The following is a 15,587-nucleotide window of genomic DNA, read 5'->3' on the forward strand; positions in this document are numbered from 1 at the left end:
CGCCACCATGCACAACCTCGCCATGACACGGTGAAACAACAGGTCAAAAGCCACTCAGGCCCGCCCACGACAGACCTTCTGCAACACCCTTTAGGTCGTGTCGTCAAAGTCTCGTCTGGTCGGCCCTCCCTCCCGGGCGGACGACGCCACTTTGACGACACTCCCTAGAGCTCGACGAGCGTGACCTCGGTCGCCTTCACGCTGGTCCATACCTTCGAGCCGTCGACCAGGCCCAGTTCGGCCGCCGCCTCCGGGGTGATCTCCGCGACGAGGTCGGGGGCCTCCGCCGAGCCGACGAGCACGCGCAGTCGGCTGCCGACCGCGGTGATCTCCCGTACGGAGCCCCGCCAGACGTTGCGCGGGCTGCCGGCCGGCCGGTCGCGGTGCACGGACACCGCCTCCGGGCCGATGATCGCCAGCGCCCGGGAACCCTCGGGCAGCGCCTCCGCCACCACCAGCCGGCCCCCGGCGGCGAGTACGAGGCCGTCGGCCGACGCGGTGCCGGGCCAGGCGTTGCGGCCGAGCATCCGGGCCACCCAGGGGGAGCGGGGGTGGCGGGTGACCTCGGCCGGCGGGGCGTCCTGGAGGGTGCGCCCGTCGGCGAGTACGAGGACCCGGTCGGCCAGCGAGACCGCCTCGACCGGGTCGTGAGTGACGATCAGGCAGACCCCGCCGAAGCCGGCCAGGTGGGTGCGCAGGGTGTGCCGCACGCGGGCCCGGGTGGTCTGGTCGAGGGCGGCGAGCGGTTCGTCGAGCAGCAGCAGGCGGGGCCGGGCGGCCAGCGCGCGGGCCAGGGCGACGCGCTGGGCCTGGCCGCCGGACAGCTGCGCGGGCTTGCGGGCGGCGAGGTGGCCGACGCCGAGCCGGTCCAGCCACAGCTGCGCCTCGCGGCGGGCTTCGGCACGCGGCAGCCGGCGGGCGCGCAGTCCGTACGCGGTGTTGGCCAGCGCGCTCAGGTGCGGGAACAGGGCGCCGTCCTGCGGGACCCAGGCCACCTGGCGCTTGTGCGGGGGCAGCGCGGTGACGTCGGCGTCGCCGAGCCGGAGTTCGGCGTGGGCGCGCGGGGTGAGCCCGAGCAGGGCGCGCAGCAGCGTGGTCTTCCCGGCGCCGTTCTCGCCGACGACGGCGATGGTGGTACCGGGAGCGGCGTCCAGAGTGAGCTCGTTGAAGCCGGTGACGGTGGCGTGGAGCGGCCAGTGGCCGCCGTCGTGCTGGTCGGCCGGAACACCGGCGGGAACACCGGCCGGAACGTCGGCGGCACCGTCAGCGGGCAGCGCGCCGCCCGGCGCCCGCCCGGCCTCGGCACCAGCGGCCGCCGTCTCGTCCGCCGGCGCCGGCGCCTCGGCGGGTCGTGCGGCGACCGGGGTACCGGTCCAGCGGCCGCGCAGGGCGATCAGCACGGCCATGGCGATCACGAGCAGCAGCAGCGAGACCGAGGTGGCGGCTTCCGGCTCGTCCTGGAGCAGCAGGTACACCTGGAGCGGCAGGGTCTGCGTGGTGCCGGGCAGATTGCCGGCGAAGGTGATGGTCGCGCCGAACTCGCCGAGCGCGCGGGCCCAGGTGAGCGCGGCGCCCGCGATCAGGCCGGGCGCCACCATCGGCAGGGTCACGGTGAAGAACACCCGGACCGGCGAGGCGCCGAGGGAGGCCGCGGTCTCCTCGTAGCTCTGCTTGAGGCCGCCGAGCGCACCCTCCAGGCTGATGACGAGGAAGGGCATGGCGACGAAGGTGGCCGCGACGACGGCCCCCGACGTGTGGAACGGCAGTGTGATTTCGAACGTGCCCTCCAGCCAGGGCCCGAGCAGTCCGCGCCGGCCGAAGCCCAGCAGCAGCGCCACACCTCCGACGGTCGGCGGCAGCACCATGGGCAGCAGCACCAGCGAGCGGACGAACGCCTTCCCCTTGAACTCGACCCGGGCCAGCAGCCAGGCCAGCGGTACGCCGAGGAGCAGCGAGAGGCCCAGCGCCCACAGCGACACGAAGAGCGAGAGGCGCAGCGCCTGGACCACACCCGGGCTCGTGAGGTGGGTGGTGAGCTCGCCCCACTCGGTGCGGCTGAGGATGCCGATGAGGGGCAGCAGCAGGAACGCGACGGCGAGCAGCGCGGGCAGCGCCAGGGTCAGGGGGGGCCGGGTGCGGGTGCGGTGTCTGCTCATGTGGGTTCCTGGCTGGAGCGTACGGGGGACGGCAGTACGAGGAGGTACGAAGAAGTACCAGGAGCGCGACCGGTACGCGGCTTTCGGCGCGGGACACGGCGAAGGGACCGCCCGTCCCCCCGGACCGGGCGGTCCCTGTCGATCCTTGCGGCCGCGGCGGCGGTTACGCCTTCTGGAAGCCCGCGTCCTGGAGGATCTTCTGCGCCTCGGGCGTGCTCAGCCAGGCCACGAACGCGGCGGCGGCTTCGGCGTTCTTGGACGACTTGAGGGTGGCGGCCGGGTAGGAGGCCACGGCGTTCTCGGCGTCCGGGATGTCCACGACGGAGACCTTGTCACCGGACTTGATGGTGTCGGTCTTGTAGACGAGGCCGGCGTCGGCCTCGCCGAGCTCGACCTTGCTCAGCACGGCGCGCACGTTGGCCTCCTGGGAGACCGGCTTCACCTCGATCTTCTGGGCGTCGAGGATCTGCTTGCTGTACCGGCCGACGGGGACCTCGGGTGCGGCGAGCACGACCTTGAGCTTGGTGTCGGCCAGGTCCTTCAGCTCGTCGACCTTGAAGGGGTTGCCCTTGCCGGCGGCGATGACCAGGCGGTTCTTGGCGATGATCGCCGGGTCGTTGGTCTCGGACTTCAGACCGTCCATGGTCTTGGTGTCGGCGGTGACCAGTGCGTCGGCCGGGGCGCCCTGCTTCACCTGGGCGGCGAGCTCCTGGGAGCCGGCGAAGGAGAAGGTGACCTTCGTGCCGGGGTGGGCCTTCTCGTACGCGGCACCCGCCGTCTTGAAGACGTCGGTGAGCGAGGAAGCGGCGAGGACGGTGAGGTTCGCGGCCTTGGCCTCGGCCGAGGCGGAGGCGCTCGCCGAGGGGGAGGCCGCGGCGTCGGAGTCCTTCTTGTCGCTGCTGCCGCAGGCGGCCAGCGCGGGCACGAGGAGGGCGGCGGTCAGCGCGGCGGCGAAGGTACTGCGGCGGTTCAGGATCGGGGACATGAGCTGGTGCTCCTCGGTCGGGTCGGCGGCCGGCCGGGTGCCGGTTCCGCGCGGTGGTGACCCGCGCCGGTGACGGGCGGAGCGGGTGGGAACGTACGTTGGTGCCGGAGCGCCTGAAGGGCCTGGAGGGTCAGGTGCGGTCGATGTGCACGCTGGTGGACTTCACGCGGGCGGTGGCCTGCATGCCGACCTCCAGTCCGAGCTCCTCGACGGCCTCACGGGTGAGCAGGGAGACCAGGCGGTGAGGACCTGCCTGGATCTCGACCTGAGCGGCCACGTCTCCGAGCTTGACGGCGGTGACGATGCCGGGGAACGCGTTGCGGGCCGAGGTGTACGGCTCCTCGTCCTCGGCGTGGGCACCTTGTCCCACGGCCACGGAGAACGCGGCCAGGTCGCGGCCGTCGATCAGTCGCCGGCCGGCGTCGTCGCGGTGGGTCGCGACACGGCCGGCGTCGGCCCAGCGGCGGGCGGTGTCCGGGCTGACGCCCAGCAGGCGCGCCGCCTGTCCGATGGTGTAGGACTGCATGAGCGACAAGGTAGGGGCACGTGTCCCGCATTTGCAATTCCCTTGGGCTGATACACATGGCAGATGCCATGCCCCTTGGTGATTCCGCCAATAAGCATTCCGCTCGGGGTGACCCGGCTGGCTAGAGTTTCGGCATGGCTGATGAAGCAACGGGAACGGGCGCGGGAACCGCAGGAACCGCGGGGGCCACTGAGGTCACGGGAGCCACGGGAGCCACGGGAGCCACGGGATCCGCCCGGGTGGACGCCTGGATCTGGTCGGTCCGTCTGACGAAGACCCGCTCGGTCGCGGCGACCGCCTGCCGGGCGGGCCACGTGAAGGTGAACGGGGAGCGCGCGAAGCCGGCCCAGGTGGTACGGGCGGGGGACGAGGTACGGCTGTTCCACGCGGGGCGCGAGCGCATCGTGGTGGTCAAGCGGCCGGTGTCGAAGCGGGTGGGTGCGCCGGTCGCCGCCGAATGCTTCGTCGACAACAGTCCGCCGGCGCCGACGCGCATCGAGGCCGAGGTGGTCGGCGTCCGTGACCGCGGCACGGGCCGCCCGACCAAGCGCGACCGCCGCGAGATCGAATCCCTCCGCGGTGCCGCCCGCGGCCGCTGACGGGACGGGGCCGCCGGGCGTGACCCCTGGACCCCCGGGCCGGGGGTCAGCTCTTGCGGTACGTGTACGCCTCCTCGGCCGCCGCCGCCACCGCGTCCAGGGGGGCGCCCGCGGAGGCGGCCACCACCGCGGCCACCGCCCCCTCCAGGAACGGCGCGTCCAGCAGCCGCGAGCCCGGCGGGAGCCCGTCCTCCCCCAGCAGCGCCTTCACCGTCAGCACCGAACTGCCCAGGTCCGCCAGGAGCGCGACCCCCGCACCGGCGTCCACCGCGTGCGCGGCCGCCGCGATGCGGTCCGCGTCCGTACCCAGGCCGCCGTCCGGGGTGCCGCCCGCCGCGGCCACGGCGGCCACCGGTCCGCCCGCCGCGAGGCCCCGCGCCAGCTCCGCCACGGACTCCGCGACCACCGCGCTGTGCGACACCAGCACGATCGCGACCAACGGCCCGCTCACTCGGCGTCCGCCACGTCCGCGAGTGCGCCCAGCAGCAGGGCCGCCGAGGTGGCCCCCGGATCCTGGTGCCCGATGCTCCGCTCACCGAGGTAGCTCGCGCGCCCCTTGCGGGCCTGCATCGGCACCGTCGACAGAGCCCCGTTCTCCGCCGCGTCGGCCGCCGCACGGTACGAGTCGCTGAGCGCCGCCACCCCCGGGACCAGCGCGTCCAGCATGGTCTTGTCCCCCGGCGCCGCCCCGCCCAGCCGGGCCACCGCGCCCACCCCCGTGTACAAGGCCTTGCGCAGCGCCTCGTCGGAGACCTCGGCGGCCTCTCCGAGCTCCTTGCCGGTACGGCGCAGCAGCGTCCCGTACAGCGGGCCCGACGCCCCGCCGACCGTCGAGATCAGCGTCCGCCCGGCCAGCGCCAGCACCGCCCCCGGGGCCGCGGCGGGCTCCGTCTCCAAGGCCGTCCGTACGGCCGTGAACCCGCGCAGCATGTTGCTCCCGTGGTCGGCGTCCCCGATGGGGGAGTCGAGCTCGGTCAGCCGGTCCGCCTCGCGCTCCACCGCCGCCCCGGCCGTCGTCATCCAGCGCCGGAAGAAATCCGCGTCACGCAATGGAGCCTCCTCACCGTGTCCGCCCACCTTCTCAGCACCCCCACCGCAGCGCCGCCGTCCGCACCGGCGCGTCCCACAGCCGCAGCAATTCCTCGTCCGCGCGGCACAGCGTCACCGAACACCCCGCCATGTCCAGGGACGTGACGTAGTTCCCGACCAGGGTCCGTGCCACCGGCACACCGCGCTGCGCCAGCACCCGCGCCACTTCCGCGTGGAACCCGTACAGCTCCAGCAGCGGCGTCGCCCCCATCCCGTTGACCAGTGCCAGCACCGGCCCGTCCGCCGGTCCCACCTGCGCCAGCTCCTCCAGTACGGCGCCCACCGCCACCTCGGCGATCTCCCGCGCCGGCATCATGGCCCGCCGCTCCCGGCCCGGCTCGCCGTGGATGCCGATGCCCAACTCCAGCTCCCCGTCGGGCAGGTCGAAGGTCGGACTGCCCTTCGCGGGCGTCGTGCACGCGCTGAGCGCCACGCCGAAGCTCCGCGAGGCCGAGTCGACCCGCCGGGCGAGCGCCGCGACCCGCTCCAGCGGGGCGCCCTCCTCGGCGGCCGCACCGGCGATCTTCTCGACGAACAGCGTCGCCCCGGTGCCGCGCCGCCCCGCCGTGTACAGGCTGTCGGTCACGGCCACGTCGTCGTCGACGAGCACGCGCTCCACCCGCAGGCCGTCCTCTTCGGCGAGTTCGGCGGCCATCTCGAAGTTCAGCACGTCCCCGGTGTAGTTCTTGACGACGAAGAGCACCCCCTGCCCGGAGTCCACGGCCGCCGCCGCCCGCAGCACCTGGTCGGGCACCGGCGAGGTGAACACCTCCCCGGGGCACGCGGCCGACAGCATCCCGTACCCCACGAACCCGGCGTGCAGCGGCTCGTGCCCCGACCCGCCTCCGGACACCAGCCCGACCCGGCCCCCGCCGCGCGCGTCGCGCCGTACGACGACCCGCCGCTCCACGTCGACCTCCAGCTCGGGATGCGCGGCCGCCATCCCCCGCAGGGCGTCGGCGACGACGGTCTCGGGACTGTTGATCAGCATCCGCATGTGTGTCTCCTGATCGGGTCTGCCGGTGAGCCTGTGGGCGGTGGGCCCACGGCGACGGTAGAGCAGCCCGCCGCCCGGGACCAGGCCGCCGCGTCGGGCGGGGAGGGACCCGGGTTCAGTGCCGCAGGGCGTCGAGCGCCTCGTTCAGCGTGGTCGCGGCCATGATGAGCGACAGGTGGGTGAAGGCCTGCGGAAAGTTGCCGAGTTGCTCGCCACTGGGGCCGATCTCCTCGGCGAACAGACCGATGTGGTTGGCGTACGTGTGCATCTTCTCGAAGGTGTAGCGGGCTTGCGGCAGCCGCCCGGCACGGGCGAGGGCGTCGACGTAGAGGAACGTGCAGAGGCTGAACGTTCCCTCCGAGCCGCGCAGTCCGTCGGGAGAGGCCGCGGGGTCGTACCGGTAGACGAGGCTGTCGGACACCAGGACGCGGTCCATGGCATCGAGGGTGGACAGCCAGCTCGCGCTCCTCGGCGCGAGGAATCCGACCCGGGGGATCAGCAGCAGCGAGGCGTCCAGGACGTGGCTGCCGTAGTGCTGGACCAGGGAATGCTCCTTGTCGCTCCAGCCGCGTTCCATGACCTGTTCGAGGATGTCGTCGCGGGCCTTGGTCCACAGGGCGGTCGCGGCCGGCCGGCTGAACTCGGCGGCGACCTTCAGGCCGCGGTCGAACGCCGCCCAGCACATCACGCGGCTGTAGGTGAAGTCCTGCCGGCCGCCGCGGGTCTCCCAGATGCCCTCGTCGGGCCGGTCCCAGGAGTCGGCGAGCCAGTCCAGCGTCCGGGCGAGCGCCTTCCAGCCGTGGTAGTCGCCCTGCACGGCGACCGCGTGGCCCTCGGACAGGGCGTACAGCGCCTCGCCGTAGATGTCGAGTTGCAACTGGTCCATGGCCGCGTTCCCGGCCCGCACGGGGTACGAGCCCCGGTAGCCCTCGAAGTGTTCGAGGACCTCCTCGGTCAGGTGCGCGTCACCGTCGACCCGGTACATGATCTGCAGGGGCTCTCCGTCCGGACCCTCGTGGGCGCGCAGCCGGTCGCCGAGCCAGTGGGTGAACCGGGCCGCCTCCTCGGCGAAGCCGAGGTCGAGCAGGGCCCGTACCGACAGGGATCCGTCCCGCACCCAGGTGTAGCGGTAGTCCCAGTTGCGCTCGCCGCCGACCTGCTCGGGAAGACCCATGGTGGCGGCGGCGACCGGCGCGCCGGAGGGGGCGTACGTGAGCAGCTTGAGCGTGATGGCCGAGCGGTACACCATCTCGGCCCAGCGGCCGTGGTAGTGCGAGGTGCGCACCCACTTCTGCCAGTAGTCGACCTGTTCCCACAGCTCCTCGGTGATCCTGTCGCGCTCCGGCGGCGGCGGCGCCGCGCTGCCCTCCGCGCCGGTGGTGAACACCGCGGCCTCCGCCTGGCCCGCGGTGAGCGTGATCGTGGCCCGGACGTCCTCGCCGTCCCGTTCGAGCGGAAAGGTGGCCTGCAGGAACGCGGCCGCCCCGGGGGCCCGGAAGGTCGCCCGGCGCTCCGTCATGTCGAGCCGGTGGGGCGTCCGCGCGTAGTCGAAGCGGGGGCGGCATTCGAGGGAGAAGCGCACGGTGCCGCGCACCGCGCGGATCACGCGCACGAGGGTGTGCCGGTCGGACGGGGTGAGGCCCTGGTGGACCGGCATGTAGTCGACGGTCTCGCCCACTCCGTCGGGGGACATGAAGCGGGTCACGACGACGGCCGTGTCCGGGTAGTAGAGCTGCTTCCACGTCCCCTCGTCCTGTTCCGGCGCGAGCAGGAAGTGACCGCCCTTGTCGTGGTCGAGCAGCGCCGCGAAGATGCTGGGGGAATCGAATCGCGGAGCCGCGAACCAGTCGATCACTCCCCTGGACGACACCAGAGCCGCGGTCTGCAGGTCCCCCACGAGTCCGTGGTCGGCGATGGGCGGGTAGCGGTCCATGTCTGTCCTCCTCGGGACGGCTCAGCGGTGATCCGCCCGGTCCCGGTCATTGCAGTCGCTCGGCGAGGTGGTCTGCGACGCGCAGGGCGTTGGCGATCGCCGTCAGCGACGGGTTGACCGCGCCGATGCTCGGGAAGAAGCTCGTGTCGACCACGTAGAGGTTGTCGAGGTCGTGGGCCTTGCAGTTGACGTCGAGGGCGGAGCTCCGCGGGTCGCGGCCGAAGCGGACGGTGCCGGCCTGATGCGCCGTGGCGCCGATGGGCATGCCCTTGTGCAGGTAGATGCTGTGCGGCAGCAGATGGTGTTCGTGCATGCCCAGACGCCCGAGCATGCCCTGCAGTTTGTGCCGGAGCCGCTTGAGACCGGCGGTGTTGTTGTTCTCGTCGAGGGCGAGGTGGATCCCGCCGTCCGCGTCGAGGGTGACGCGGTTGTCCGGGTCCGGCAGGTCCTCACCGCAGAGCCAGAAGTCGACCGCGTGGTGGGCGAGCACCTCGAAGGGCATGTCCGGGGTGACGGCGCCGGCCCAGCGGGGTGCCTCGCCGTGGATCTGCTCGGAGTCGGACTTGCCGAGCATCTGGATCCCGCCCAGGGGGAAGTCCCAGTCGTCGCTGCCCAGGTACCAGTCGTGCAGTGCCAGCGTCTTCTGGAACCTGGTGCCGTTCGGCTCCTTGGACACCGCCATCAGGGCCAGGTTGTTGTGCCGCATGTAGTGCCGGCCGACCGTGTCCGAGCTGTTGGCCAGGCCCCGGGGGTGCCGGTCGTCGGCCGAACGCAGCAGCAGTACGGCGGAGTTGACCGCCCCGCAGGCCACCACCACGATGCCGGCGCAGAACCGGACGGTCGACCCGTCGCCCAGCTCCGCGACGACCGAGGTGACGCTCCGCCCGGTGGCGTCCGTCTCCAGCCGGCGCACGTCGGCGTGCGTGACCATTTCGACGTTGGCGTGTTCCAGGGCCGGATCCACGCAGATGACCTGTGCGTCCGACTTCGCCCCGACCAGGCAGGGGAAGCCGTCGACGCGGTCGCAGCGGATGCAGGCGCTCCCGTGCGCCGCCCGCCCCTGGTCGTCCTGGAGGAGGTTCACCCCGATCGGAAGATGGAAGGGGTGCAGGCCCTGCTTCTCCAGATCATCGCTCAACTGCTGGATGCGCGGCTCGTGTTCCACCGGCGGATGGGCGTACTGGGCACTGGCCGGGCCCTCGGTGGGGTCCTCGCCGTGCCGGCCGTGGACCAGGTAGAGGTGCTCGGCCTGCGTGTAGTACGGCTCCAGATCGCCGTAGTCCAGCGGCCAGGCGGGAGAGATCCCGTCGTGGTGGCGGATTTCGCCGAAGTCCTCGGGGCGCATGCGGAAGAGCGCCGCGCCGTAGAACTTGGTGTTCCCGCCGACGTAGTAGTTCACCTCGGGCGGGAACCGCTCGCCGTGCTTGTCGTACCAGAACTCCGGTGCGCGGTACTTGCCTTTGACGAAGACCTGGGTCGAGTCCCAGTTGTCCCGCTCGCGCGGCAGGTAGCCGCCGCGTTCGAGGAGCAGGATCCGCTTGCCGGTGGGCGCCAGCCGGTGGGCGAGCGTGCCGCCGCCGGCTCCGGTGCCGATGATGATGACGTCGTACTCCCGCGCCTCGGGCATGCGGGCCACCTTCCCGGAGCACGGATCTGCTCCTGTCGGGTGAGTCGGGGTCCGTATCGCCCCTACAACGTAGCTCCGGAGGGGATGCCCAGCGAGTCGGCGGGCCGGACGGCCCGCACGCCCGGCCGGTCACAGGATCGCGAGGGGATTGACGGGAGAACCGGTCGCCGCGGACAGCCGCAGCGGTGCGATCACGCAGGCGAACGACCAGCGGCCCTCCTGTTCGCAGAGGGGGACCAGCTCCTCGAACTGCAGGTAGTCGAGCAGGTGCAGCCCCATCGCGTGGATGGCGAGCACGTGTACCGGGTACGCGACGCTCCGCACGGCACTGGGAGCCGTGTCGCTGTTGCCGTCACTGCCGAGCACGGCGACCCGGCGTTCGGCCAGGAAGCGCAGGGCCGTCGGGTGGAGTCCCGCCCGCGCTCCCGCCGCGTCCCAGGCGCCGAGCTCCCGGCGCCGGCGCCGGTGCCCGACGCGTACGAGGAGGATGTCGCCCGCGCCGACGCGCAGCCCCTGCCACTCTTCCGCCGCCGCCAGGTCCTCGGCGCTCACGTGCGATCCCGGTTCGAGCCAAGGGGTGCCGTACAGGCGCGGGATGTCCAGGAGCACCCCCCGGCCCACGATGCCGTCGCGGGCCAGGTCGATGGAGAGAGCCGAGGCGCCGTCCGGGGAGAGCACGTCCGCGGCGGGAACCCCGCCGTGCAGGGTGCCCTCGTAGATGACGTGGCAGAGCGCGTCGATGTGGCTGTCGACGTCGCCGTGGATGTTCATGGCGATGCGGTCCCGCGCGAACTGCAGGCCGTCCGGGTCCGGGGCGCCGCCGGCGGGCGCGGTGAGCCGGTGCTGCGCCGGTTCGGCGTTGTCCGGTCCCTCGCGGGTGTTCACGGGCGCGGCGAGCGAGACCGTGCGGCCGGAGCGGACCTCGCCGAGGGCGGCGAGCGTCCGTGCGGGGGTGAGGGTGGCCAGAGCTCCCCGGGGTGCGCCGGCGCCGGGTGCCGCACGGCGCAGCTCACGGTGGAGCGACCGGAAGCCGGCCTCGGTCATCCCGTCGGGCGTACCCATGTCCCCACCATCGGGCACACCGGTTGCCGGCGCGCGCCGAGCCGCGATCCGGCCGCATCCGATTTGCCGAGCTCCCGGGCCGCCGCGTTAATGGACGAGCGGCCTCGTGCGGGCCCGACGCACCCGTGCGCCGCCCTCTCACACGCGGAGGTTCGCTTGGACATGCTGCACGTCCGGGCCGTGAGCCCGCCGGACCTCAGGGGACGTGTCATGGCCCTGTTGAGCGCCCGGCCGTGCCTCCTCGACCTCTCCCACCGCAACCGGCGGACCGGGCAGTGAACGCGGCCGCCGCGCTGTCGCAGGACCAGGTGTTCACGGGCCTCGGACTGATCGTCGTCCTGGCCGTGGGCTCCCAGCTGCTGGCGGGCCGGCTGCGCATCCCCGCACTGATCGTCCTGCTGCCGGTCGGATTCACCGCCGGCGCGCTGACCGGAGACGTGAACCCCGAGAAACTGCTCGGAGCCGCCTTCTCCCCACTGGTCTCGCTGGCCGTCGCGGTGATCCTCTACGACGCCGGGCTCGGCCTGGACCTCAAACGGTTCAGGGCGCACACCCGCCGGGTCGTGGTGCGGCTGATCTGGCTGGGCGCGCTGCTCACCGCGGGGTCGGCGGCGCTCCTCGCCGGCGTTGTGCTGGGGATGTCGGCGGGCTCCGCCGTGATGCTGGGGGCCATCCTGATCGTGTCCGGCCCGACCGTCGTCGGACCGCTGCTCAACTTCGTGCGTCCCACGGAACGTCTCCAGCACGTCCTCATCTGGGAGGGCACGCTCATCGACCCGGTCGGAGCCATCCTGGGCGCCCTCGTCTTCCACGGCGTGGTGGCCGGGAACGGCAGCGGCGTCGTCGGCAAGGTGGTGCAGTTCACCACCAGCGCCGCGGTGGGCCTGGCCGGCGGCGTCGCGGGGACCGCGGTGCTCGTGCTGCTGCGCAGGCTGCGGCCGGGGTCGGTGCTCGGGACCACGGTCCAGCTGGCCGCGGTGATCGGGGTGGCGGCGGGCTGCAACGTGATCCGGGACGACACGGGCCTGATCGCCGCCGTTCTGATGGGGCTCGCCGTGGCGAACCTGCCCGGCGCCGAGACGGACGCCCGCAATCCGTTCTTCGAGACCCTGGTGCACCTGGTCATCGGTCTGCTGTTCATCTCCATCTCGGCCACCGTCAGCCCCCGTTCGCTGCGCCACGTGGTGCTGCCGACCCTGGTCCTCGTCGTGGTCCTCGTCCTGGTGACCAGACCGCTCGTGGCGGCCCTCGCCTCGCTCGGCACGGATCTGACGCGCGGGGAGCGCGGGTTCCTGGGATGGATGGCGCCGCGCGGCATCGTGGCCGCGGCCACCGCCTCGACGTTCTCCGCCGCGCTGGCCGCGCAGGGCGTGGGCGGCGCGTCGAAGATCCTTCCCGCCACGTTCGTGGTGATCGTGGTGACCGTCACGCTCTACGGGCTCACCGCCGGTCCGGTCGCGAAACGGCTGGGCGTCGTGCGCCCGTCGCGCTCCCGGCCGCTGCTCGTGGGCGGTGCTCCCTGGGTGGTCGATCTGGGACTGGCCCTGCGGTCGGCCGGGCTGGAGGTCGTCATGTGGGCGGGTCACGATGCGCAGCGGGAGCGGATCAGGGCCGCCGGGCTCGAACTGGCCCCCGGGGAGCTGTTCGCCGCGGCCACCGGTTCGGGCGCCGAGCTGGAGGGCCTCACCGGCGTCCTGCTGCTCACCGACGAGAGCGACTTCAACGCCCTGGCCTCCATGAACCTCCAGGGCAGCGTGGAGGGACCGGTGTACCGCCTGGGGCCGGCGACCGACACCCAGGGCGTCGTCGCCCCGTACACCGGCGGTCAGGTGCTCTTCGATCCCTCGCTGACCGGAGCCGAGCTGTCCCGCCGCTACGACCGGGGCGCCCGCCTCGTCACGCGCCGCCTCGACGGCCCCGTCCCGGCCGGACACCACCTGCTGTTCCTGGTGCGTGCGGACGGCACGCTGCTGCCCGTCACCCGGACGGGCGGTCCGGTGCCGCGGCCCGGGGACGTCGCCGTACTCCTGGGCGGGTGACGGAGCCCGGCACCGGCACGGTCACCGGTCCGTGCCCGGATCCCGGTTCGCGGACGTGCCCCGCAGGTCGTTCTCGGCGAGGGGCTGCAGGGTGCCGCTGGTGTCCAGCCGGTAGAGGAGGACCAGCGGCGGTCCGACCAGCACGATCGCGATGACCGTGACCAGGAGCAGCCAGCGCAGGGTCGTCGAGGCTCCGGCCGCCTGGTCCACGGTCAGCGAGGTGGGGATGAGGTAGGGCCGCTGGGCCAGCCCCCAGGCGAGCACGACGAGGGCGACGCTGCCGACCGCCGTGATCCTCGCCCAGCCCGTGGCCGTGCGGTACAGCAGTCCGGCCGTGGCCACGGCGCAGACGACGGCCGCCAGGACGACGGCGAGGCCGGCGCCGCCGGTGAGGCCGTCGTAGACGTAGCGCGCGTCGTGGTGGGTGACGGCGAGGCCGACGACGGCCAGCACGGCGATGACCCCGAGGCTGCACCAGGCGCGCAGCCGGAAGTAGTGGACGAGGTCGGGGGCGTCGAAGCGGCGGGCGTCGGCGGTGAGGAACACCGCGCCCAGGAAGGCGGTCGCGGCGACGGTGAGCAGCCCGGCGAGCACGGAGGTGCCGTTGGACCACGCGTCGGCGGACGCCTTCGTCCCCGGAGCGACCCGGCCCGTGGCCAGGCCGCCGACCACCGCTCCGAGGAAGAAGGGCACCAGGAGGGAGGACACGGCGAAGGCGGCGCCGTAGATCCTGCGGCGGGCGAGGCGTGTCATGGGCTTGCGGAGGGCGAAGCCCGCACCGCGCAGGACGAGGCCCACGGCCGCGAGCGCCAGGGGGAGCCACATGGCCGTGAAGACCGTCTGGAACAGGATCGGAAAGCCCGTCCACATGAACACGAGGACGAAGATGAGCCAGACGTTGTTCGTCTCCCAGACGGGCTCCATCGCGTGGTCGATCAGCCACCGGGGGCGCCTGCCCCGTTCGGTGCCGCCCGCGAAGAGGTCCCAGAACCCGGCCCCGTAGTCGGTCCCGCCCGCGCACGCGTAGGCGGCCACGGCGGCCAGCAGCACCCAGGCCACGACGTCCTGGATCATCGCCCTCCTCCGTCACCGTGTGCGCAGTCGTGGTCCGGTGCGGCCGCGGCGGTCGTCCGGCGGGGCCCGTAGGGGGTGTCGCCTTCCGGGGTGCCGGCGGGGTGCGCGTCGCCGTGTCGTTCATCGGCGGCCCGCCAGCGGGTGCGCATCGTGAGCAGGACGCCCAGGAAGGTGCCGAAGATCAGGACGTAGACCACGATGACGATGGCGAGCATCGCCCACAACGACGCGGCCCGGGTGTCCGTGACGGCTTCGGACACCCGCATGTTCTCGTAGACGATCCAGGGCTGGCGACCCACTTCGGTGGTGATCCAGCCGCATTCCACCGTCAGCAGGCAGGCCGCCCCGGCCACGGCGGCGCACCGGAAGAACCACGGTGAGCGCGGCAGGTCGCGGCGCCGCAGCCAGCACCAGCCGTACCACAGCGCGAGCAGGATGAGCAGGCTTCCGATCGTCACCATGATGTCGAACGCCCAGTGGGCGATCGTGGCCTGGGTCGCCGTGGGGCGGTCGCTCGCGGGGACCGACGACAGACCCGTCACCTGGGTGTCCGGGCTGAAACCGGCGAGGATCGAGTCCAGTTGGGGGATCTTGATCCCGCCGGAGATCGACCCGTCGGGATGCAGGCGCCCGAACAGGTACTCGGGCATGTGGGTGCCGGTCTTCCAGACGATCTCGGTGGCGGCGAACTTGATCGGCTGCTTGTGGAAGACGGACCGGGCGATGGAGTCCCCGAGCACGAACTGCACGGGGGTGAGGATCGCGGCGACGGTGAACGGCACGGTGAAGCCGAGCCGGTGGTAGTGGTCGCGCCGGCCGCGCAGCCAGCCGACCGCGTACACCCCCGCCACGACGTAGCCCGCCGTCAGGACGACACCCGCGACGAAGTGCCAGTACTCGGGGCCGAACATCGGCGTGAAGATCGCCTGGCGGACCTTGACGTCCACGGGGTTGCCGTCCGCGTCGAGCGAGAAGCCGCGGGGCGTGTTCATCCAGGAGTTCGCGGCGATGATGCCGAACGCCCCCAGCAGCGCCGTCAGCGGCAGGGGCAGGCCCAGCCAGAAGTGCGTCCACGGCTTCAGCCTCCGCCAGCCGTAGAGGTAGATGGCGATGAGGATGGCCTCCAGGAAGAACGCCCACGCCTCGACCCCGAACCCGAGGCCGAAGACATCGCCCCACCTGCCCATCAGGCCGGGCCAGAGCAGGCCGAACTCGAAGGAGAGCACGGTCCCGGTGACGATGCCGATGGCGAACTGCACGGCCATGACCGCCGACCAGCGCCGCGCGAGCAGCAGGGCGACCGGGTCGCCCTTGCGCAGCCCGCGGTAGTGCATCAGGAGGGTGATGGCGGGCAGGGCCACGCCGAAGGGCACGAGCAGGATGTGGGAGGCCAGGGTGAAGGCCATGAGTTCGCGGGCAGGGAGCAGCTGCGGAGGGGTGTCCGCCATGATCGCGATCGCGGTGTTCATGTGAGCCTTAGCAGTTCGTGCCGGACGGCCG

The 15,587-nt window shown here is 72.7% G+C and carries 13 protein-coding genes; 2 read left to right on the forward strand and 11 right to left on the reverse strand.

Translation table 11 applies throughout. The features are described from left to right. Window positions 1–164: 164 nt before the first annotated feature. The 3 genes from AB0M92_RS16140 to AB0M92_RS16150 form a co-directional block, all read right to left on the reverse strand. Window positions 165–2,156, reverse strand: coding sequence for an ABC transporter permease (locus tag AB0M92_RS16140; RefSeq protein ID WP_366102772.1), 1,992 nt, complete (start codon window positions 2,154–2,156; stop codon window positions 165–167). 163 nt (window positions 2,157–2,319) lie between these two features. Continuing rightward, the gene (gene modA, locus AB0M92_RS16145) at window positions 2,320–3,141 is read right to left on the reverse strand and encodes a molybdate ABC transporter substrate-binding protein (RefSeq protein WP_366102773.1); all 822 of its coding nucleotides are present in this window, start codon (window positions 3,139–3,141) and stop codon (window positions 2,320–2,322) included. Between the two features lie 130 nt (window positions 3,142–3,271). After that, window positions 3,272–3,667 (reverse strand): molybdopterin-binding protein, encoded by a 396-nt coding sequence (locus tag AB0M92_RS16150; RefSeq protein WP_053692665.1) that lies wholly within the window; start codon window positions 3,665–3,667, stop codon window positions 3,272–3,274. 134 nt (window positions 3,668–3,801) lie between these two features. Here AB0M92_RS16150 and AB0M92_RS16155 point away from each other — a divergent pair, with 134 nt between their 5' ends. Further along, a complete protein-coding gene (locus AB0M92_RS16155) occupies window positions 3,802–4,266 on the forward strand; it encodes an RNA-binding S4 domain-containing protein (protein ID WP_366102774.1) in 465 nt (154 codons plus the stop codon). 46 nt (window positions 4,267–4,312) lie between these two features. Here the strand turns inward: AB0M92_RS16155 and AB0M92_RS16160 are convergent, their stop codons facing one another. The 6 genes from AB0M92_RS16160 to AB0M92_RS16185 form a co-directional block, all read right to left on the reverse strand. Then, the gene (locus AB0M92_RS16160) at window positions 4,313–4,717 is read right to left on the reverse strand and encodes a PTS fructose transporter subunit IIA (protein ID WP_366102775.1); all 405 of its coding nucleotides are present in this window, start codon (window positions 4,715–4,717) and stop codon (window positions 4,313–4,315) included. Further along, a complete protein-coding gene (gene dhaL / locus AB0M92_RS16165; RefSeq protein ID WP_366102776.1) occupies window positions 4,714–5,316 on the reverse strand; it encodes a dihydroxyacetone kinase subunit DhaL in 603 nt (200 codons plus the stop codon). Before dhaL ends, AB0M92_RS16160 begins: the two co-directional genes overlap by 4 nt. A 31-nt stretch (window positions 5,317–5,347) precedes the next feature. Beyond that, window positions 5,348–6,352 (reverse strand): dihydroxyacetone kinase subunit DhaK, encoded by a 1,005-nt coding sequence (gene dhaK, locus AB0M92_RS16170; RefSeq protein WP_366102777.1) that lies wholly within the window; start codon window positions 6,350–6,352, stop codon window positions 5,348–5,350. 115 nt (window positions 6,353–6,467) lie between these two features. Next, complete coding sequence (locus tag AB0M92_RS16175) at window positions 6,468–8,285, reverse strand: glycoside hydrolase family 15 protein (RefSeq protein WP_366102778.1); 1,818 nt, start codon at window positions 8,283–8,285, stop codon at window positions 6,468–6,470. 46 nt (window positions 8,286–8,331) lie between these two features. Beyond that, entirely contained in the window at window positions 8,332–9,912 is a 1,581-nt protein-coding gene (locus tag AB0M92_RS16180) for a GMC family oxidoreductase (RefSeq protein WP_366102779.1), read from the reverse strand. 129 nt (window positions 9,913–10,041) lie between these two features. Next, entirely contained in the window at window positions 10,042–10,974 is a 933-nt protein-coding gene (locus tag AB0M92_RS16185; protein WP_366102780.1) for a cyclase family protein, read from the reverse strand. Between the two features lie 293 nt (window positions 10,975–11,267). Here AB0M92_RS16185 and AB0M92_RS16190 point away from each other — a divergent pair, with 293 nt between their 5' ends. Continuing rightward, the gene (locus AB0M92_RS16190; RefSeq protein ID WP_366102966.1) at window positions 11,268–13,013 is read left to right on the forward strand and encodes a cation:proton antiporter; all 1,746 of its coding nucleotides are present in this window, start codon (window positions 11,268–11,270) and stop codon (window positions 13,011–13,013) included. A gap of 21 nt (window positions 13,014–13,034) precedes the next feature. On the opposite strand, the gene AB0M92_RS16195 is transcribed toward AB0M92_RS16190, so the two are convergent. Further along, window positions 13,035–14,087 carry a cytochrome d ubiquinol oxidase subunit II gene (locus tag AB0M92_RS16195; protein WP_366102781.1) on the reverse strand — a complete coding sequence of 351 codons (1,053 nt, stop codon included), beginning with the start codon at window positions 14,085–14,087 and terminating at the stop codon, window positions 13,035–13,037. Next, window positions 14,084–15,556 carry a cytochrome ubiquinol oxidase subunit I gene (locus tag AB0M92_RS16200; RefSeq protein WP_366102782.1) on the reverse strand — a complete coding sequence of 491 codons (1,473 nt, stop codon included), beginning with the start codon at window positions 15,554–15,556 and terminating at the stop codon, window positions 14,084–14,086. The genes AB0M92_RS16195 and AB0M92_RS16200 overlap by 4 nt, the downstream gene beginning before the upstream one ends. Window positions 15,557–15,587: the final 31 nt, after the last annotated feature.

The sequence above is a fragment of the Streptomyces sp. NPDC051582 genome (assembly GCF_040681715.1).
Lineage (GTDB): Bacteria > Actinomycetota > Actinomycetes > Streptomycetales > Streptomycetaceae > Streptomyces.

What these genes read in the sequence shown, in the direction of transcription:
- AB0M92_RS16195 (WP_366102781.1), bottom strand. Translation starts at nt 14,087, where the DNA reads ATGATCCAGGACGTCGTGGCCTGGGTGCTGCTGGCCGCCGTGGCCGCC.
- AB0M92_RS16185 (WP_366102780.1), bottom strand. Translation starts at nt 10,974, where the DNA reads ATGGGTACGCCCGACGGGATGACCGAGGCCGGCTTCCGGTCGCTCCAC.
- AB0M92_RS16200 (WP_366102782.1), bottom strand. Translation starts at nt 15,556, where the DNA reads ATGAACACCGCGATCGCGATCATGGCGGACACCCCTCCGCAGCTGCTC.
- AB0M92_RS16140 (WP_366102772.1), bottom strand. Translation starts at nt 2,156, where the DNA reads ATGAGCAGACACCGCACCCGCACCCGGCCCCCCCTGACCCTGGCGCTG.
- AB0M92_RS16175 (WP_366102778.1), bottom strand. Translation starts at nt 8,285, where the DNA reads ATGGACCGCTACCCGCCCATCGCCGACCACGGACTCGTGGGGGACCTG.
- AB0M92_RS16155 (WP_366102774.1), top strand. Translation starts at nt 3,802, where the DNA reads ATGGCTGATGAAGCAACGGGAACGGGCGCGGGAACCGCAGGAACCGCG.
- AB0M92_RS16180 (WP_366102779.1), bottom strand. Translation starts at nt 9,912, where the DNA reads ATGCCCGAGGCGCGGGAGTACGACGTCATCATCATCGGCACCGGAGCC.
- AB0M92_RS16150 (WP_053692665.1), bottom strand. Translation starts at nt 3,667, where the DNA reads ATGCAGTCCTACACCATCGGACAGGCGGCGCGCCTGCTGGGCGTCAGC.
- dhaK (WP_366102777.1), bottom strand. Translation starts at nt 6,352, where the DNA reads ATGCGGATGCTGATCAACAGTCCCGAGACCGTCGTCGCCGACGCCCTG.
- modA (WP_366102773.1), bottom strand. Translation starts at nt 3,141, where the DNA reads ATGTCCCCGATCCTGAACCGCCGCAGTACCTTCGCCGCCGCGCTGACC.